The sequence below is a fragment of the Pedobacter jaeyakensis genome (assembly GCF_054461315.1).
The window spans coordinates 198,491-218,549 of sequence record NZ_CM136921.1 but is presented as its reverse complement, the minus strand read 5'-3'; the positions used below and the strand labels follow the sequence as shown (position 1 = coordinate 218,549).

General features: G+C 37.0%; 19 protein-coding genes. 14 read left to right on the top strand and 5 right to left on the bottom strand.

Annotated features, from left to right (window positions below; all coding sequences use genetic code 11):
- Window positions 1–22: 22 nt before the first annotated feature.
- Window positions 23–406: a hypothetical protein gene (locus ACXZ1K_RS01100; RefSeq protein ID WP_458971536.1), complete on the bottom strand. Its 384-nt coding sequence runs from the start codon at window positions 404–406 to the stop codon at window positions 23–25.
- A 196-nt stretch (window positions 407–602) separates the two neighbouring features.
- Here ACXZ1K_RS01100 and ACXZ1K_RS01095 point away from each other — a divergent pair, with 196 nt between their 5' ends.
- From ACXZ1K_RS01095 to ACXZ1K_RS01085, 3 genes are all read left to right on the top strand, one after another.
- Entirely contained in the window at window positions 603–1,070 is a 468-nt protein-coding gene (locus ACXZ1K_RS01095; RefSeq protein ID WP_458971535.1) for a DUF4112 domain-containing protein, read from the top strand.
- Window positions 1,071–1,136: 66 nt separating this feature from the next.
- Complete coding sequence (locus tag ACXZ1K_RS01090; protein WP_458971534.1) at window positions 1,137–2,039, top strand: hypothetical protein; 903 nt, start codon at window positions 1,137–1,139, stop codon at window positions 2,037–2,039.
- Window positions 2,027–2,152, top strand: coding sequence for a hypothetical protein (locus ACXZ1K_RS01085; RefSeq protein ID WP_458971533.1), 126 nt, complete (start codon window positions 2,027–2,029; stop codon window positions 2,150–2,152). Before ACXZ1K_RS01090 ends, ACXZ1K_RS01085 begins: the two co-directional genes overlap by 13 nt.
- Window positions 2,153–2,207: 55 nt before the next feature.
- On the opposite strand, the gene darG is transcribed toward ACXZ1K_RS01085, so the two are convergent.
- Both darG and darT read right to left on the bottom strand, forming a co-directional pair.
- Window positions 2,208–3,254: a type II toxin-antitoxin system antitoxin DNA ADP-ribosyl glycohydrolase DarG gene (gene darG / locus ACXZ1K_RS01080; protein ID WP_458971532.1), complete on the bottom strand. Its 1,047-nt coding sequence runs from the start codon at window positions 3,252–3,254 to the stop codon at window positions 2,208–2,210.
- A complete protein-coding gene (darT, locus tag ACXZ1K_RS01075) occupies window positions 3,254–3,895 on the bottom strand; it encodes a type II toxin-antitoxin system toxin DNA ADP-ribosyl transferase DarT (RefSeq protein ID WP_458971531.1) in 642 nt (213 codons plus the stop codon). The genes darG and darT overlap by 1 nt, the downstream gene beginning before the upstream one ends.
- Before the next feature lie 436 nt (window positions 3,896–4,331).
- On the opposite strand from darT, the gene ACXZ1K_RS01070 reads away from it, so the two are divergent.
- Entirely contained in the window at window positions 4,332–4,778 is a 447-nt protein-coding gene (locus ACXZ1K_RS01070; RefSeq protein ID WP_458971530.1) for an SRPBCC domain-containing protein, read from the top strand.
- On the opposite strand, the gene ACXZ1K_RS01065 is transcribed toward ACXZ1K_RS01070, so the two are convergent.
- Window positions 4,747–4,956, bottom strand: coding sequence for a hypothetical protein (locus ACXZ1K_RS01065; RefSeq protein WP_458971529.1), 210 nt, complete (start codon window positions 4,954–4,956; stop codon window positions 4,747–4,749). The genes ACXZ1K_RS01070 and ACXZ1K_RS01065 overlap by 32 nt on opposite strands.
- A gap of 59 nt (window positions 4,957–5,015) precedes the next feature.
- The gene (locus ACXZ1K_RS01060; RefSeq protein ID WP_458971528.1) at window positions 5,016–5,924 is read right to left on the bottom strand and encodes an NAD(P)/FAD-dependent oxidoreductase; all 909 of its coding nucleotides are present in this window, start codon (window positions 5,922–5,924) and stop codon (window positions 5,016–5,018) included.
- 174 nt (window positions 5,925–6,098) lie between these two features.
- Between ACXZ1K_RS01060 and ACXZ1K_RS01055 the strand changes: the two genes are divergently transcribed.
- From ACXZ1K_RS01055 to ACXZ1K_RS01010, 10 genes are all read left to right on the top strand, one after another.
- Entirely contained in the window at window positions 6,099–6,473 is a 375-nt protein-coding gene (locus ACXZ1K_RS01055) for a Fur family transcriptional regulator (RefSeq protein ID WP_458971527.1), read from the top strand.
- Window positions 6,474–6,637: 164 nt separating this feature from the next.
- Window positions 6,638–7,219 (top strand): RNA polymerase sigma factor, encoded by a 582-nt coding sequence (locus ACXZ1K_RS01050; protein ID WP_458971526.1) that lies wholly within the window; start codon window positions 6,638–6,640, stop codon window positions 7,217–7,219.
- A 68-nt stretch (window positions 7,220–7,287) separates the two neighbouring features.
- Window positions 7,288–8,424: a FecR family protein gene (locus ACXZ1K_RS01045; protein ID WP_458971525.1), complete on the top strand. Its 1,137-nt coding sequence runs from the start codon at window positions 7,288–7,290 to the stop codon at window positions 8,422–8,424.
- Window positions 8,425–8,635: 211 nt separating this feature from the next.
- Window positions 8,636–12,028 carry a SusC/RagA family TonB-linked outer membrane protein gene (locus tag ACXZ1K_RS01040; protein WP_458971524.1) on the top strand — a complete coding sequence of 1,131 codons (3,393 nt, stop codon included), beginning with the start codon at window positions 8,636–8,638 and terminating at the stop codon, window positions 12,026–12,028.
- A gap of 13 nt (window positions 12,029–12,041) precedes the next feature.
- Window positions 12,042–13,499, top strand: a complete 1,458-nt coding sequence (locus ACXZ1K_RS01035; protein ID WP_458971523.1) for a RagB/SusD family nutrient uptake outer membrane protein — start codon at window positions 12,042–12,044, stop codon at window positions 13,497–13,499.
- Window positions 13,500–13,547: 48 nt separating this feature from the next.
- Window positions 13,548–16,286, top strand: coding sequence for an alpha/beta hydrolase family protein (locus tag ACXZ1K_RS01030; protein ID WP_458971522.1), 2,739 nt, complete (start codon window positions 13,548–13,550; stop codon window positions 16,284–16,286).
- A 28-nt stretch (window positions 16,287–16,314) separates the two neighbouring features.
- Window positions 16,315–17,568 (top strand): thioredoxin fold domain-containing protein, encoded by a 1,254-nt coding sequence (locus tag ACXZ1K_RS01025; protein WP_458971521.1) that lies wholly within the window; start codon window positions 16,315–16,317, stop codon window positions 17,566–17,568.
- A 362-nt stretch (window positions 17,569–17,930) separates the two neighbouring features.
- Window positions 17,931–18,092 (top strand): hypothetical protein, encoded by a 162-nt coding sequence (locus tag ACXZ1K_RS01020; protein WP_458971520.1) that lies wholly within the window; start codon window positions 17,931–17,933, stop codon window positions 18,090–18,092.
- Window positions 18,093–18,454: 362 nt separating this feature from the next.
- Window positions 18,455–18,643, top strand: coding sequence for a hypothetical protein (locus tag ACXZ1K_RS01015; protein WP_458971519.1), 189 nt, complete (start codon window positions 18,455–18,457; stop codon window positions 18,641–18,643).
- A 146-nt stretch (window positions 18,644–18,789) separates the two neighbouring features.
- Complete coding sequence (locus ACXZ1K_RS01010) at window positions 18,790–20,055, top strand: aminotransferase class I/II-fold pyridoxal phosphate-dependent enzyme (RefSeq protein ID WP_458971518.1); 1,266 nt, start codon at window positions 18,790–18,792, stop codon at window positions 20,053–20,055.
- Window positions 20,056–20,059: the final 4 nt, after the last annotated feature.

Genomic DNA, 20,059 nt, shown 5'->3' with positions numbered 1-20,059 from the left:
TTATGGTGAAATTCATGGGTAATCACATGGGTAAAAATGCCATAGCTATCGGTTTCAATATACTTGTCAACCCATTTATTGCCCTTACAGGTTGCACCGGGTGATCAGAAAATTCTAAGCAAAAGCGGTCCATTATCAGATCAACTTTATTAAAAATAGTCCTCAGCCCATCGATCGTTGAGACCTCCTCCTCAGAGAAAAAAGAGAGATCTCCTTTAAGAATGAAGTTGTTGATCCAAGCCACATAAGTATTTGCGATGTGGACCAGCATGTAACGGATATTTTTTCCATTAAAAGCAGGTAAAGGAATTAATAAGTCCTCTTTGACCCCCAATTCCAGGTAATCAAATACCTCCTCTCGGGATTCTTTGATCAGGGTATATTGCAATTGAAGCAGATTTTCCATCTTCTAATTTACAAACTGACCTAATATCATTTAGCAATAAAATCATTATTTCGGTGACCCAATGAGGTGCTGAGTTGATGAGTCGATCTCTTTGCCGACTTTAACTAGGTCATCCAAGCCATGGGCGGATCCGAAATTCCAGGATGGCTGCTAAGAAAGGTTTAAAACAAAACTTCTCCAATCCAGTTAATTCAGTATGAAAGCCAATAACGAACGCCAAACAGCACCTTCAGGGCTGGAATGGATCTACAAGGTCTCCACACTGATGGACAGCCAGTTCCGTTTTCCGGGAACTAAATTCAAGTTTGGCCTAGATCCGCTGCTCAACCTGGTTCCCTTTGCAGGTGACATAGCCGGGTTTTTAATCTCAAGCGGGCTGTTGTTGGCAATGGCGAAAAAGGGGGCAAGTCATAAGCTGGTTGTGCTAATGAGCCTGAATATTCTCCTCGACACGGTAGTCGGTGCCATTCCGGTTATCGGGCAGATTTTCGATTTTTTCTTTAAGTCCAACGAAAGAAACCTCAAACTTATCAAAGAACATTACCTGGAGCACAAACACCAGGGTAGCGGACGAAATATCATTGTGTTGACGCTGATGATCTTGCTCGTGATCCTTTTTGCACTTATTTACTTACTGAATAAATTAATCAATGTGATATTCTGAGCAAAAAAGCACTGAAAAAATCTAAATTAAATTTTGTATTTTGAGGTAAACCAAATCCTACTTCTGATGAGAAATGCGATCCTACTGATCAGTTTGTCAATTACCCTAATTTTATCGCAAGCCAAAGGACAGACTGCAGAACAGTTAGAGCAGGCTTATCAGGAACAATCAACAATAAAATTGAAAGCATTTTTTGATGACTGGTCAAAGGAATTGCCTCCAGCAAGCCCAGCCGAGCGCAAGAATATGAGAAAGGTCGTTCAGCAAGCCTACGCCATCTTCGAAGCCTTTTATAATCCTCATGATCTTGCCAATCACGGTGGCACCCAATGGGGAGATACCCTTTACAAAGGCTATAAATATCTGATTACTGGAACTAACTTTAAGATCTTCCAGCGGGAAAAAGTGTACTATACCGAAGAAGAGGAAAAAGCTTACGCCATTGAATATATCAAGCAGAAAGTAGACAAACAATACCATGAAAGATTTATTAATTGGGCAAAAGCTGGGGATAGATTGATTCTAAACTCTTACGGTCCAAACAAAAACGTTTGGGAAGACAGTACGAAATTACTGATAGACTCTGTACGGAATTTCCGACCACAGATTACCCTGACCAAAGCCACCCCGCTATATCTTACCGAAAAATACAATAAACTATTGAGTGATTTCCTTGGTAACGAGCTTAGCGCATTTACCGAAGGAGGTATCATGAATACTGCACAGGCGAAAGGAGAAAGCGCAGCGCGGCAAAAGTTCCTGCTGAATTACATCAAGATCTATCATGGGCACTGGGGCAGCGGATGGGAATACTATTCAGGGCCGGTAATAGGTGCACTCGTTTTCGATAAAGACATGAAGTATGCCAAGGTATTTTATGGTATTATATACGAAGGTGGTGAAGCGATTTTGAAATTCGAGGACAATACCTGGAAGCTGATTTCCATGAAAAGAACATGGAGACAATAAAGTGGTTTAACAAGTTTCTGTACTCCATGATTAGCTGGTTGTTGAAACCGGTAAATACCCGGCAGAATGACGGTACGCCGGCAGGCAGTTTCCGGATGAGTGTGGTTCTTTAGATAACACAATTCGGACAGCCTACGATGATAAGAAAGGTGCCACCTATTTGTAGCCCTAGTAAGACATGCTCAGTTGCGTTCTGTTTTTCTGTAAATGGTAATAAGCACGCTCAATGTTGTCCTTTTTGAAAAGTTTTTTCTTCCTGTCTGTCCAAATAGCATCTTGAACCTCTTCAACAGTGTAGTTCGGATTTTTTACTAAAATCAGGTCAACAGTAGAAAGGATTTCCAGAGACAGTTCCGAAGTAAAGTTTTGAAGAAAATGTAACATTTTTTCAAGTCTTAAACGCTCTTCGGTCTTCATGTTTTTAACGTATTCGCTTACCATATTCCACTTTTCATAGTTAAGTTTGAGCGGTTCAAATGGCTTGGCTTCTCCCTGTTCCAATCCAAAAATAAACGAGCCGTTTAAATAGTAGAGCACCTTTTCAACGCCAAGTGCATACGGGCCGTAGTGATGCGGTTTGAAGTCTAATTTTAGATCCTGACCCATCCTCTGAAGAAAGTAAGCGAGTTTATTGGCGGCAAAAAGACTACTGTACTCACCAAAACTTTCAAATGCAAACAAACTGTACAGCAGGCATGCCCTAGCTGTAGTAAGTTTGACTTCTTTTGGCGCCTCTTGTTTTTGTAAAATCTCTTTGATAGCTACGTTGGGTTCGTATATCTGTATACTGATATCGAGGTCACTTAGTGAAGTAGCAATCATCGACTTAACTATGTTCCAATCTAACCCGCCATTTCCCGCACCTAATGGTGGTATGGCAATACTACTGATATTTTCTTTTTTGATTAGTTCTTTTAAGGCCGCAAGACCTTTTTCTATATATTCATATTTAGACGGCTGACGCCAGTGAGTCTTGGTTGGAAAGTTGATGACAAGTTTCTTGCCGTATATTAAGTTAGAGTCCCATACAGCCAACATTTTGCCCGGCGCTAAAGACTTTTCTTTGCAATACTGAACGTAAACTTTATTGTTGTAGGGAAATGCTTCTTTAAATTGCAGCGCGATGCCTTTTCCCATTACCCCGACGGTGTTTACGGTATTTACCAATGCTTGGGCATCGGCTTTGAGTAGGTCTCCTGTCAAAAATTTGATCATTAATCGAAAAAGTAATGTTTGTGAATATACACAGGAATTTTCAATCCTGCTTTATTAATTTCCTCTTTGACCCATTTATCCGTAGTCTGGTCATAAACGCAAATTGCCTCTATGTGATCAAGAGGTACCTCATGATGAACTAAAAATTCCGCCTGATAACGTCGCTGTTTATCGTAATCCGCTGCGGATTTAGTAAAATCTTCTCCATGGATACAAGCCCAGTCTATTTGTTTCATTAAGTTTAGGTCTCGATAATGTTCGCTATTGTCATCATTGGCCTGCCCGTCTGTGAAAAACCATTTGGGTAGTTCGGCTAAGTTTTTAATTAAACAGCGTACTGCTATAATTTCGCTCTTTGCCCGCTTTGGCACCTTAGGTGCATAATAACCGGTGACTATATTATAGAGCATCATAGACCTTGTTGTATAATAAAACGGTACGTAATCACCAATATTGCCATAGCCTGCGATTCGCACTGGCGTTGCACTCCGCACATCAATAATTTCCAGATTGCCTATGGCAGTAAAATCTGGGTCTGCGTTTTTATGGTGTTTACTGACCAATCCGTGTTTTAGCAAATGGATCAAGTTGTCCCTGTGGATGATGCGATAACAAAATTTTTTATGTTGATTAATAACCATCTGCTGTTTGATTAACCTCAATTTATATGTTTTGCAAGATATTTACCAATATTGAGGTTAAGCTACCACGTAGCTAATCTAGTGCAATAATAAAATAAAATCTAAAAATAATTTCGCGCTTGAAAATTAAGTGGGACCGAAAGGCTGTTTATTGCATAGATGTAATTGTAATTTCATCATATTGATCGCTGTAGCCAAGTCATTTATCGAAGATCGCTTATCAAGCTCAAAAAATCAGACATTATGGAATAGTATTAAAAAATAAGATTTTGTTATAGCCAATTATCTTCCAATTTACTCATCTAGATTATATACAGCAATTTGAAAATTCGCGCCGTTATAGTGTCGTATTTGACCTGTTTAATTGTCGCAGCAACCCATTGTTAAGTTTCGGGTAGATGGGTATCTTTAATGAATCAAGCTTAATATTGAAATTATGAGAAAGCAAGAATACAGGGTCACCATTGATGCTACCCCGGAAAAAGTTTGGAATATTTTAATCGGAGAAGAGACTTATCCGATGTGGACCTCGGTATTTGCAGAGGGTTCTCAAGTAGAAACTGATTGGCAGGTAGGGAGCAAAGCAATCTTTGGAGATGGTAAAGGTTCGGGAATGGTATCGATTATTGATGCAAATATCCCAAATAAGTTTCTTTCGATCAGGCATATTGGAGAATTGAAAGACGGAGTTGAAGATACGGAAAGCGAAAAAGTAAAATCATGGGCGGGAGCACATGAAAACTACACGCTTAATACTATAGAAGGAAAAACTGAATGGTTAATTGAAATTGATGTCAATCCCGAATGGGAGGAGCACTTCAATGAGGTATGGCCTAAGGCACTGTTGAAAGTTAAAGAAATGGCAGAGCAATTACCGCTATGAAAACAACAGTTTTGTACTTTTTAATACTGAACAGCATTTTCTGTTCTGGTCTTTTTGCATTTATTAAGTAAAAAGGATAGTTCTCTGTTACTTCTGTAATTTCAAAAAGTCCTGATTTACCAAACTCTTCTTCTATCGTTTTTCTGTCGTAAAAGAATATTTTTACACCACCAAACATTTCAAACCTGTCTTTGCTGATGTAAGTTCCGGTTTCATAAGTTTGGGCTTTTTTGTTATTTAGAAATTTTCTTCTATTAGTTTACCATTTACTATCGCTCCCGTTAGGTTGCCAGTATATACCGCATTGGCAATAGAACGCATCATATGACTATTGTCGCCACAGGCAAATACGCCACTGACGCTGGTTTCCTGAAACGGACTTACTTTGATGTAGCCTTGTTCTGTCTGTTCGCAACCCAATGAGCTAAGTATTTCTGAATGTTGTGTAAATGGTAAAGCAGCATAAAGTGTGTCGAAACTTTTTCTAGAGCCATCAGAGAACACCACTTGTTTGATTTTTCCATTTTTGTGTTCAATTTCTATGACGTTTGTTTCAATAATTTCTATGTTGTGGTTTTTGATTTTAGCCATTTGTTCTTCATTAAAATCAGCCTTACCATTGGTTAGTATCGTTACATTTTCCGTAAGATTGTTGACCAAAGATGCCAAATGAAATCCCCTTATACCATCAGCCAATATGCCTGTCGCTTTTTTACGGAATTCAAAACCATGACAGTAAGGGCAATGAATTACAGAGATACCCCAACACTCTTCAAAACCTTTAATGTCTGGCATCACGTCTTTTATGCCTGTCGCAAAAATCAATTTATTCGCTGTGAACTTGTCGTTTGTATTCGTTGTTATTTCAAAACCCTGTATTGTTTTTGTCCCATTAGTGGCAAGCCCATTATAGAATTTTACTGTTTCGTATTTTTCAACTTGGTGCCTGGCAATTGTTGAAATTTCCTTAGGGGTTTTTCCATCTTGTGTTAAGAAATTATGCGAATGTGGTGTTTGAATATTGCAGGGTTTTTCACTGTCAATAATTAAAACTTTACGCAAGGAACGTCCTAATGCCATTGCACAAGAAAGCCCTGAGTAACTGCCACCTATGATGATAACTTCATAATCTTTAATGTTTGCCATATGATTTTATTACTAAATGCTGTTGAAGCAAGTCCGCGTTCGTTTAAGATTTCTCTCCCTATCGTTTTAACAACTTTTGACAAAGATAGGATTTATATTTCACTAATGCGACATTGTCGCATTATATTATTGCAAGCTTGTCGCGATAATGTTTATTTACTAAATTTGCGCTAAATGAAACGTAGAAACACTGCAACACAAGAGGCTGTTTTGTCTGTATTGACAAGTAAAAGAAGGGCGATGAGCCATGAGGCTGTTGTAAATCAGATGGATATTGGTGTTGACAGAGCCACTATTTATAGGATATTGAACCGATTTTGTGAAGATGAGATCGTACATAAAGTAGTTGCTGATGATGGGAAACAATATTTTGCGGTCTGCGTTAAATGTGATAAAATACCTGTTCCTGCAAATCATTTTCATTTTCGCTGTACAAAATGTGAAACTATTGAATGTCTTCCAACACTTGTAGAATTTTCAGTTCCAGAAAAGTATAGTGTTCAACAAATGAACTGTATACTTGTTGGTGTATGCAAAGATTGTTCATAGAAAAGTATTCATAAATGATAAGTATTAACTACATCATTTCTTGAAAAACCCTAAATCCCTTAAAATTTATTTTTCTAAGACTTGGTCTTTTAGAAATAAGTAGTTCATATTTGTTAAGCAATTCAACCGAGAGGTTAAAGCTTAGACGATATCAAGGGATAAATATGTCAGATTATAAAAATCATAGTGACCAGGAACTGTTGGCCCTTTTGAGGGAGGGGCAGCATTCTGCATTTGCGGAGATTTATAATCGTTTTTATTCATTGCTGTATGTTCATGCCTATAGGAGGCTGAACGATGAAGATGCTGCGAATGACCTGATGCAAGATGTTTTTGTGGGGTTGTGGGAGAGGCGAGATCAGTTGGTATTGAAGGGTAGTCTTTCTTCTTATCTCTATGCAGTGGTGCGCAATAGAATTATTGATCTGTTTAGCCATAGCAAAGTTTCCGAAAAATACTTGTCTTCGTTAGGTGCCTATTTTGAACAAGATAAATACGAGGCCGATTTTAAAGTTCGGGAGAGTCAGCTGCGGACACTGATAGAAAAAGAGATTGCAGCTTTGCCGGAGGCAGAGCGGCAGATCTTTACCATGAGCCGGATGGAGGATATGAGTTACCGGGAGATTGCCGAAAAACTGGACATGACGGAAGAGGCAGTAAAATCCAAAATGAAACGTACACTTAAAGTTTTGCGCGGCAGGCTAGGCCTCTGGGCATATTTGCTGATGCTGTTGAAATTATTTTAAAATTTTTGCCCCCCGTCCGTTTCTAAGCCGTCTTATAGGTAAAGACAATGTTAAGCGAAGTTTAATAAATGGAGAACAGCGAAATAACAAGCTTACTAGACAGGTATAACAAGGGTACAGCAACCGAAAAGGAGAAGGCCATTGTTGAAGAATGGTATTTGTCGATTCCATATGAGGCGGAAGCGCCATCCAACAAGCAAATTCTTGAATCGAAATACAAAAATTGGGAGATAGTTGAATCGAAGACCCTACCGGGGAAATCAAAAGCAATCAGCATGTGGCCACGCGTAGCCACCATTGCTGCTGCGGTTACCGCCATTGCAATTTGCATTTACTTTTTTAAACCTACACGTGTTCCTGAACTTGTTTCAGGACCTCAATATAGTAATGACATCGCGCCGGGCAAGCAGGGTGCAACCCTAACATTGGCAAACGGTAAAACTATCAAGTTAACCGATGCAGCTAACGGGAAGCTAGCAGAACAATCAGGTGTAACCATTACCAAAACTGCGGAAGGAAAACTGATCTATGACATCGACAGTTTGTCATTGCGAGGCACGAAGCAATCTCAATACAACACCCTATCTACTGCCAATGGAGAAACATACGACCTGACTTTACCGGATGGGACCTTGGTTAGTTTAAATGCCGCGTCTAGCTTATCTTACCCTGCCAATTTCTCTGCACTGAAAGAACGCAGGGTAAAGCTGACCGGTGAAGGATACTTCCAGGTGGCTAAAGACAAAGCACATCCATTTATTGTGAAAACCTCTAGTCAAGAAGTGGAAGTATTAGGCACACACTTCAATATTAATAGTTATGTTGATGAACCGTCGATTGCAACTACGTTGTTAGAAGGTTCGGTTAAAGTTACTGCAGGCAACTTTTCTCAGATTATTAAGCCAGGAGAACAAGTCATAAATAATGGCAAAGACATAAAGGTCGAGAAAGTAGATACTGAAAGTATTATTGCCTGGAAAGAAGGAGATTTCGATTTGAACCGCGTTGAGTTCAAGACAGCCATGCGAAAAATTGCCCGTTGGTATGATGTTGAAGTGATATATGAAATGCCAGTACCAGATAATGTAAAAGCCGGAGGCTGGATATCCAGAAGCCGAAAACTATCTGCAGTGCTTAAAGCAATGGAATCCGCAGGCTCTATTAAATTCAGGCTGGAGGGTAGAAAACTTTACGTCATTAAATAATATATAAATCTCCCTATGATATCAATTAACAGACGATTTTACTTAAACATCAGAAGAGATGAAAACAACGATAGGATAGCTTAAGCAATAAACAAACAATCCCGACGAGGCCGGGAATGCTTGTGTTTGGAAATCAACTAAATCAATTTTAACTGCAGGATGCCACTAGTTTCTGAGGCCTGAGGCATCTGCAAGAACCAAACTAATACCAATGTATAAAATTTATACCAAAGAAACTGGTATGCCCCAGCGGCTATACCATAAACTACTGCTTATTATGCGCTTAACCACCGTCATTTTATTAGCATCATTATTACAAGTAAGTGCCACCACATTTGGACAGCGCATCACTTTAAATAAGAAAAACGTACCCTTAGAGTCTGTTTTAAAAGAAATTAGAAAGCAAAGCGGATACGACATTTTCTATTACGACCAAACCATTCCTGTAAATCAAAAGATAACTGTGAATGTTCAGAATGCTGAATTGAATGAGGCATTGAAAACAATATTTAAAAGCTTACCAATAACTTTTGAGATTTCAGGTAAAATAATAACGGTTAAAGAAGAGGGGAAAAAGTTATTGGATAATTTAAGTGGCAGTGACGGCACGGACTGGCTTCAAAATATCGATGTTCGAGGACAGGTAGTAGACGAAAACGGTATACCATTGTCCGGGGCGTCAATTAAAGTGAAGAATGGCAAAGGAGTTGTTACTAGTGCTATCGATGGAAAATTCACTTTACATAATATTAAAGAAGATGCGACCCTAGTGGTTTCTTTTATAGGCTATTTGTCCAAAGAGGTATATGCGAATGCTGATCTATCATATTTAGTTCTTAAAGCGGCTAATTCGAAATTGGATGAAGTGCAGGTTATAGCTTATGGAACCACTAGCAGGCGGTTAAGTACTGGGAATGTGAGCAGTATTAAGGCCGAAGATATTGCGAAGTCGCCTGTTCAAAATCCCTTACTTGCCTTGCAAGGCAGGTTGCCAGGAATTTTTATAGAGCAAAATTCAGGCCTGCCTGGTGGTGGTGTAAAGGTTAGGATTCAAGGGCAGAATAGTTTGGCCAAAGGCAATGATCCTCTTTATGTTGTTGACGGTGTACCTTATATTTCTCAGCTGCTCCCAACATTATCAAATATACTAGGCGAGTCTGGTAATACATCACCAACTCCTGCCGGTAGTGGTAATCCATTAAATTTTATTAATCCTAATGACATAGAAAGTATTGATGTATTAAAAGATGCAGATGCAACGTCTATCTATGGTTCGCGAGCAGCAAATGGAGCTATACTTATTACTACTAAAAAGGGTAAAAGTGGACAAACTAAATTTGATGTAAACATCCGTTCAGGAATCGGCGAAATATCAAGGAAAGCAAAGCTGATGAATACACAACAATATCTAGAAATTAGAAGAGAGGCTTTTAAAAATGATGGATTGACACCAAGCAATGATTTAAATGATGGATTAGCCTTTGCTCCAGATCTTACGATATGGGATCAGAACCAATTTACCGATTGGCAAGAAAAATTGTTGGGTGGAACAGCACATTTTACTGATGCTCAAACCTCTATTTCTGGAGGTAATCAAAATACCCAATTCTTAACTTCTTTAGGTTATAAAAGTGAGTCGACAGTTTTTCCCGGCAACAAGGGAAATCAAAAAGGTTCGTTACATTTTAGTATAAAGAACACTTCCAATAACCAGAAATTCACATATAATTTAACTGGTAGTTATTTGTATGACTTAAACAGATTAAACAATATCGATTTTACGGAAAGAGCATTGACATTGGTCCCTAATGCACCATCATTATACAATAGTGACGGAAGTTTAAATTTTTCTCCCTTATCTAGCGGTAATTCTAGTTTTGATAATCCTTTAAGATTTTTAAATAATGATTATAATACTACGACTAAAAATCTTATCACCAATATGTCATTTAATTATGAGATAATTAATGGACTATCTGTAAGTAGTTCTTTTGGCTTTACTGATTTAAAGGTAAATGAATTTGTATCAGGGCCACTATCAGCCGTTTTACCAGAAGAACTTCAATTTGCAGAAAGAGGTTCCCAATTTGGAAGCAGTACTGTAAATTCTTGGATAGTAGAGCCACAAATTAACTATAATAAGGGAACACCTTTTGGTAATTTTCATTTATTATTAGGATCCACACTTCAGCAGACTAATAATCAAGGGCAAGCTGTAAATGCATCTGGGTTCAATAGTGATCTTGTTCTAGAAGATATAAATTCAGCTACAACTTTAACAAGAAATGGATCGACAATTTCGCAATACAAATATGCAGCTATTTTTAGTCGCTTATCATATTCCCTTGAGAATAAATATATTGTTAATCTTACTTCCAGACGAGATGTAAGTAGCAGGTTTGGACAAGAGAATCGCTCCCATAATTTTGGGTCAGTTGCTGGAGCTTGGATATTTAGTGAGGAAAGCCTCGCCAAACAATTATCCATGCTAAGTTTCGGTAAATTTAGAGCAAGTTATGGAACAACAGGTAATGACCAGATTGGCGACTACCAGTTTTTAAATTTATATAATCCAACTGTTGGTATTTCTACCCCCTATCAAGGAGCCAGTAGCAATAGTGTAGCTGGGCTTGCTAACCCATATCTTCAATGGGAATTAACCAAAAAGTTGCAATTTGGGATTGACTTAGGCTTTTTGAAAGATAGAGTTTTGCTCAACGTAAATTACAACTACAACAGATCATCCAATCAATTAGGCCCATATAATCTCCCCTTTACGACAGGCTTTGAAAGTGTTCTGGCTAATTTTCCTGCAACTATTAGAAATATAGGATGGGAATTTGGAATAGCTGCTGATATAATTCAACATAATTTTTTCAAATGGACAATAAATTCCAACTTGACTATACCGAAAAATACGCTTTCAAAATTTCCGAACCTTTCTGAATCTTCTTACGCCAACGATTTAACTATTGGAGAATCTATAAATAGCCGAAAATATTTTAAATATTTAGGAGTAAATACAATATCTGGCATTTATGAATTTCAGGATTTTTTAGGTAATACCACTCCAGATCCCGGTAACAACATTCTTAATCGATTTGTTCTTATAAATCCAGATCCTAAGTTTTACGGAGCAATTCAAAGTAATATCTCCTATAAAGGATTTCAACTTGATTTTTTACTACAGTTTGTAAAACAAATAGCTTCGAACTTTTATGGCAATATTAATCCTTTGCCAGGGCAAATATTAAATTCACCAAACTATTTCTTTGATAGATGGCAGGAAGATGGAGATGTTAAAAATATTCAGAAGTTAACTGTAGGAAATGATTTTAATGCAGTAATCGCAGCATTTAACATGGGAAGTAGTGATAGGGGTTTTTCCGATGCGTCTTATATTAGATTGAAAAATTTATCCATAAGTTGGAGCTTACCGGATTTCCTGAAACAAAAGTTTAATGCCAGAGATGTTCGATTTTCTATGCAAGGACAAAATCTGTTAACATTTACGGATTACACCGGATTGGATCCTGAAAATAAATCTTATCGCTTATTACCTCCGCTAAAGATGTTAACCTTTGGAATTCAAGTTGGATTGTAAATTATAATTATATATGAAACCAATATACTCAAAAATCAATATAGTAGCAGCATTTTGTAGCTTGGTAGTCATGCCTTTTTGTGCATGTAGAAAACTCGTTGAAGTAGAAGCTCCTATCACTAGTACAAACGCTGAAATAATTTTTAAAGATAATACAACTGCTGCTGCTGTGTTGACAGGAATATATGCAGATGTTGCTAAACTACCATTTAATTCTACACATATTAACTCAATAAGTTTATTTACTGGATTGTCGGCAGATGAATTTAAATTATTTGGTGAGAATGGCACTTTCTATTTTTCTTTCTATACAAACAACTTATTACCAACCAGTGTTGAAGGACATTTTTGGAATAGCATTTATCCATTGGTATATCGAGTGAATGTAGCAATTGAAGAATTAAACCAAACTCAATCATTGAATCCAATAGTTAAACAACATCTTTTAGGTGAGTGCAAATTTATGCGGGCATATTGTTATTTTAACTTAGTTAACATGTACGGGGATGTACCATTAGTGTTAACATCAGATTATAAAGTTAATTCAACAATTGGTCGGTCAACAAGAGATGTAGTTTATCAACAAATTATAACTGACTTGATAGATTCTGAAAGCTTACTGCCAAAAAATTATCTTGCAGCAAATGTTATGACTTCAACTAATGAAAGAATAAGGCCTAACAAATATGCTGCTACTGCTTTATTGGCAAGAACTTACCTATATACAAAAGATTATAAAAATGCAGAGATTAAAGCCACATCTATCATTGATCAAAGTTCTCTCTATAAACTTGAACCAATAAATGATGTTTTTTTAAAAGATAGTAAAGAAGCTATTTGGCAATTAGCTAATGTTGGAACTGGTGTTTTATCAAATTCTCCTGAAGGAAGAGTGTTTGTATTACCCGATGGTGGACCAGGCCCAGGGTTTCCTGTTTACTTACAACCTGGTTTTTCTCAAAAGTTTGATGTTAGAGATTTAAGGCAGTCTAATTGGATAAATGAAAAGACTGTAAATGGAAATTCATATTTATATCCTTCCAAGTATAAGATAGGGCAAGAAAATTTGCCAACACTAGAATATTCTGTAAAATTTCGGCTTGCAGAACAATATTTGATTAGAGCAGAATCGAGAATAAATTTAAATGATATTGCTAATGGCCTAACAGACTTAAATGAAATACGAAGACGTGCAACTAATGTAAATGTACCAGTTTCGGATCGGTTTCCACAGCTTTCTTTAGCATTAAATAAGGAAGCTGCTTTAATGGCGGTCGAGGATGAACGTATATTTGAACTGTTTTCTGAAGGGCATCGTTGGTTTGATATTAAAAGAACCAATAGAGCTGATGAAATACTAAAGCCTGTTAAGGGTGGCAATTGGCAATCAACAGATAAGTTATATCCTATTCCACAGACAGAAATTAACCGAAACCCTGGCTTAAAAGGGCACCAAAATCCAAACTATTAATAAACTGTTCATCTGGAAGTAGTTCGCTATCAAAAGCAATTTATATATATGAAATACTTTTTCTTATTAATTGTCAACGTATTGACAATTAAATATTCTACAGCACAAAATAATAAAATACAATCAGTACTTAGTAAACCTGCCGTCGACACTGAGTGCTTTGAACGATGGCCAACTGTAACAGGAATCAGTGAAATTAGTAATGATGGTAAATTTGTAACCTATCAAATTAATAATATCCACTTTAAATTACATAATGGTGTAAATAGTTCAATTATAGTTCAAAGCACTAAAACAAAGTGGAAAATAGAAATTGATAATCAACAGATAAGCGGGGGTGGGCATTTTACAAATGACAGTAAATACTTTATTTATAAAACCAAGTCTGATTCTTTATCAATAATCAGACTTGGTTCAAACGAAATAAAATATATGCCAAATGTGAATTCTTATCAGATAGGTGGCGGTAACGATAAAAGTCTTTTGTGTTATTGGGAAAAAAAAGATCTCAATAAATTGATATTGTTTGATCTCAACTTAGACAAAAAAATATCTCTGGCCTCAGTTGACAAGTATCTATTTTCTAAAGATTCCAAACGATTACTATTACAGATATCAGAATTAAATAGAACTAAACACAGTAAATTAATACTTTATGATTTAGTCAACATGAGCTCAGAGATTATTTTTGATGAGGGTCTCGTAGGAAATATGACAATTGATGATAGTGGTGAAAATCTTGCTTTTTTTACTATGTCAAATCCAACTTATCCTCAAAAAAGATTATGGTATTACCATTTAGGTAAATCTCATTTTTCGTATTCCTTGGATGAATCACAATTAACTGACACTTCAAACATTCGTGTAAACTTTGACTCTCCATGGTCATTTAGCGTTGACGGCACAAAACTATATGTTCATTTATATAAGAAGGCAAAAGAAATTACGCAAAATACAATTGACACCGCTAGAAATCTTAAAATTTGGAGTTATAATAATGTTGTTTTACCATCTGAACAAAATTTGGAAGCCATCAACGGAAAGTATATAGGTTTTGTGAATCTGAACACGAAGAAACTTGTTAAGGTGACAAAAGATTATGAAAACATTGCAGCAAAGACAAATAGGTTTATCATTATTGAGGCACCAAATGCTGATAGCTCAAAGACTTCCAAAACTTGGTACAGATATTCAAAAAGATCTTATGTAGTATTTGATATGTCTAATGGCTTGAGGAAACCGCTAGATAATCGGTTTTTTGATAATCTACTTTTTCATGAGGCCCTTTCACCAACAGGAGACTTTGTTATAGGATTTGATAATTTAAGTGGCGAACTTATTAGCTATGAGTTAGCTACAAATACTTATCGAGATATATCGAAAGGACAAGATTGCAAGTGTCGCACTAGATTTGTTGATCAAGATAACTTTTGTGGTTTTCCTGTCAGAAAATGGGCATCCGATGGAAAAACATTTTTTGCATCGGATGATCATGATATCTGGAAATTTGATGTTTATGGTCAGGAGTCACCTATTTGCATAACCAAAAGGTATGGAGTACGTAATAACTTATCTTTTTATTTTATAAATTCTGAAGTTGTTGTGCCAAATAACATGAATGAACAACAAGTTATTGTTGCGTTTGATAACCAAAATAAGCAAAATGGTTTTTTTCAAACTAAATTAAATGGAAGCAACAATCCTGTAAAACTTGTAATGGATGATGCCCTCTATCAACTAAACAATCATACTGTTCACTCATATGATTATACGCCAAAAAAAGCTAAATTTTCAAATGCTTTTTTAGTCAAAAAAATGAATGCAAAAGAGTCTCCTAATTACTTCTTTACTAAAGATTTTAAGACTTTTAACCAGTTATCTTTTATATATCCTGAGAGGCAATATAATTGGCTAACCTCTGAATTGCATTCATGGAAATCTTTAGATAATAGAAATCTTCAAGGGATACTTTATAAACCTGAAAATTTTGATTTCAAAAAAAAATATCCTGTTATCATACATTTCTATGAAAAAGTTTCAGATGCTCTTCATTGCTATCAAGCCCCAGATGCTGGAATGGGTGATTTGTCAATTGCTTATTTTGTAAGCAATGGTTATCTGGTATTTTATGCTGATGTTGTTTACGATAAGGAGGGTTCTGGTGTAGATGCTTATCAAGCAATTCAATCAGCTTATAATTACCTATCTAAAATGTCCTTTGTAGATTCAACTAAGATTGGCCTACAAGGCAATAGTCAAGGTGGCATACACACTAACAATATTCTTACACGTTCAAGTTCTTTTGCAGCGGCTTGTACTTCAGCTGGTTATATTGATTTAGTTGCCATTAGTGGGAGACTCGACGGACTCTTTTCTGGGTCGTCAATGCAGAGATATTTTGCTGATGGCCAAACGGGCACAAATCAATTACTATGGGAAAATAAAGAGAAATACATTAATAACTCTCCAATATTTGAACTTGATAAAATAACAACCCCAGTTCTTATGCAATACGGCACCAAGGACTCTAGATTATATCTAGACGGCATTGAATTTTTTACTAGTATGCGACTACTTGGAAAAAAGACTTGGTTTTTAGAATATACAAATGCTGGTCATGGCCCTACGGGAAGTGATGCCGTTGATTATACCATACGCATGTATCAATTTTTTAATTATTACCTAAAGAATGCTCCGGCTCCACTGTGGATGGTAGAAAATTTACCTATAAAGGACCAGAATATTAAAAATGGGCTCGAATTGGATCGTGCCCGAAGAACACCATAATTTGAATTGTTAATACACAACTATACTTATGAAAAAACTAAATCTATTTCTTATCTTTTTTTTAACCGTTTTAACATCTTATGCCCAAGGCATAAGTTTTTTAGAAAATCTGGGTTGGCAACAAGTCAAGTCAAAAGCAAAAGCAGAAAATAAGTATATTTTCATGGATGCTTTCGCTACTTGGTGCGGGCCCTGTAAAGCAATGAGCGAAAAGGTTTTTCCATTAACAGAAGTTGGTCAGGCAATCAATAATCGTTTTGTTGCTGTTAAAGTACAAATGGATCAAACTAAAGCGGACAATGAATATATTAAAAGCTGGTATATTTCGGCAAAGGAAATTGACAAAAAGTACCGCATTACCGCATATCCCACTATCCTATTTTTCTCTCCAGAAGGAGACTTAATTTACAGGACTGTTGGCTTTAAGGATGCCAAAGATTTAATTGAAGATGCAAATGAAGCAATAACTCTAAAGGCTCAGTTTGATATTCAATATAAGGCATATATTGCTGGTAAACGAGATTCTTCGTTTATAATGGAGCTTGCTAGGAAAGCAAACTTAATAGAGCAAAAGGAACTTGCAATGAGTATAGCTCAAGATTATATCAATACACTTAATCAGAAAGAATTGTTTAAAAGCTATAATTTAAAATTTGTTAACCAATTCACTCAAAGCACAAAAGACAAAGGATTTAAAGTGTTCTTGAGGCAAGGCAAGAAAGTTAATACCGTGCTAGGTACTAATGAAGCTGAGAGGAAAATAACAAGTATAATTAGAGCTGAATTGATTAATGAATCTTTACATGGAGTGGTACCTAGTTGGGATAAACTTGCAAAGACTGCTAAAAAAAAATATGGTGGCCTTGGTTCCGAAGCCATTTACGGATCGGCTTTAGGCTATTATTGGGAAAAGCAAACAGACTGGAATAAATATGGAATCTACTTTAAAAAATATTATTCAACCGCGTTGTCACGCATGGAATATAATATTAATGCTATGACTTGGCCAGTTTTTGAGCATATTTCTGATCAATTGATACTTAATTATGCCGCAGAAGTTCAAAAGTATTCTTTAGACAACTTCCCGACTTATGACGGCCCTGATCATGACACATATGCTAATCTTTTATATAAAGCTGGTAAAGTACAAGAAGCAATTAAATGGCAAGAAAAGGCTGTCAATTTGGATAAAGCAACTGCTGTTAAGCAGAATCGAAAGCCAGATCTCACCTATGCACAAAACCTTGCTAAAATGAAGGAAGGTATTAAAACTTGGCCGTAAAGTTATTTACTTACTACCTAGCAAATAAACCCTATGATCTTCATAAGATATAATGTAATTCTCGAACTAAATGACTTTACCAGACAATATTTTCGCAAACTTCAATTCCTTATAAATTTTATTTGCGAAAAAAAGGTCATGTTGTGCATACTTTTTAACTCAAATTAGAATAGGATTATTGAGCGAAGAAATCTGGTAAGAGATGGAAATTAAATTACAATGTTTAGTTAAGATAGCGTAATATTTGGGACTGCTTATACTAATGATAGAGAAGGCTTGTGATCACATGTAAAATAACGAATTAAAAAGTATTGATAAATAAGAACAACATTTAGAAACCCAAGAGACAAAAAATTGCAGATATGAATAAGACTCGTAACGAAGAGCTAACCAAGTATTTTAATGATACGGCAGGAAGTGATTGTGTTTTACATTTTAATAATGCAGGTGCTTCGCTTCCACCTGATATAGTTGTAGAAAACGTTGTTTACTATTTAAAAGACGAAACGTTGAATGGCGGTTGAGAGACAGAAGCAAAGCACTTTGAGCGTATCAATGATGTTTATCGGGTGCCTGCTGAATTGATCGGTGCAAAAAAAAGGTGAAGTTACAATCTTTGAGAATGCAAGTGCCGCGTGGCAGACAGCATTCAAAGGTTTGAAGTTATTAGAAGGTGATGAGATCATTACTTCCGAACTGGAGTATGTCTAACCTGATCGGACTTGCCATATTCAAACGCAAGGTGTCAAGGTAATAGTTATCAGTAACGATTATCAAGATAACTTCCCTTTAAATGAACTTGAAGAAACAATCAACGAAAAAACAAAGCTGAAAGCGGTGACACATATCCCTTGACTTTGGAGAAATACAGGACTTTCTGGTAGGCATGGGATATGCCGAGACCGTGGTGCAAGCAGGCAATGTGAAAACGGACAATCCGATGATAGAATTAAGCGATATTTTGGAAAGGTTGGCATACCTGCCAAAAGAACAAAAATACATGGAGCTTTTGTTCTCAAATAACTGGCAACCTAAGCCAGACATTGCATCAGTTGAAGAAAATATAACAACTTAGTTCAATAACTATATATGAATGAGAATCAATATGCCCTTGCTTCTTTACTTTTTAATTTTTTTTAAAAAAAAATATAAAGCGTCCCTTAAGTCCGACCCAATGGTAAAAATGCACCCGAGCTTTGTGGAAACAAATTTAAAAAATACATGAGTAAAGAGATTAATTTCCGCACAGCGAGCTTCAAAGATTTTGAAAATCCTTTTGGTTTAAACATCTACCAGAAAGCCGAACAGTTTAGTAAATATACTGCTGATTGGGACAGTCGCGGCCATTGGAATTACCGTCAGCTATGCTTTGACGGCGCTTTGCCTGAAGTGGAATTGGACTTGCCGGGCAACCCAAATAAAACTTTTGTAGCCACAGTGTTTAATGATTACCTGGGGCTTAGCCAGCACCCGGCGGTAAAAGCAGCTGCCATCGCCGGCATAGAGAAATACGGAGTGGGCGTAACGGCCAGCCCGGCAATTGGCGGACACATGGAATTCCACCAGGAAATAGAAGAAAAGATAGCCGGGTTTTTTAACCGCAAAGCCGCTATGTTGTTTACCACCGGGTATACGGCCAATAGTGCCACCATGCAGGCGCTGTTTAAAAGGGAAGACTTGGCTTTGGTAGACGCTGGGGTGCATTCCAGCATGATTGAGGGCGTAAAGTATACCACAAATACCAAAACCTTTTTACACAATAACATGGAACATCTGGAACGGATGCTAAAATCTAACCAGCGCAATTACAGGAGTATGGTGGTAGTGATAGATGGGGTTTACAGCCAACCCGCAGATCTTGCTCCGCTTGGGGAAATCGCAAGCCTTTGCAAAAAGTACGGCGCTTTTTTAGCCATGGATGATGCACATGGCATTGGTGTAATTGGCAAAACAGGCCGAGGGGTAATAGAATTGCATGACGCTTATAAAGATGTAGACATCATTACCGGTACTTTCAGTAAAACCTTTGGCCACCTGGGTGGCTATGTAGTAGCCGAACCGGAAATCATCGAATACCTAAAATTTCAGGCCGCGCAACACATCTTCTCGGTAGCGCCAACGCCTGCTTCGGTCTGCGTGATGAAAAGCATCGACCTGATTGATGAGGAACCGTGGCGCAAGGATAGGCTATGGGAAAACATCAATTACCTGAAAGCCGGACTGCATCATTTGCAATTGAATACGGAGAACAGTGCGAGTGCCATAGTGCCTGTAATTATTGGTAGCCCAAACCAGAATGCGGAAGTATGCAAATGGCTGCTGGAAGCGGGGATATATGCCAACCAAATTGGTTACCCAGCCGTGAACCTGAAGAGCGCCAGGATTAGGATGAGCATTACGGCATCCCATACCATTGAGCATATGGACAGGATACTGAATGCCTGGGAATGGGTGAAGGTAAAGATGAACCTGAAAAATTTTGAATAGGAGT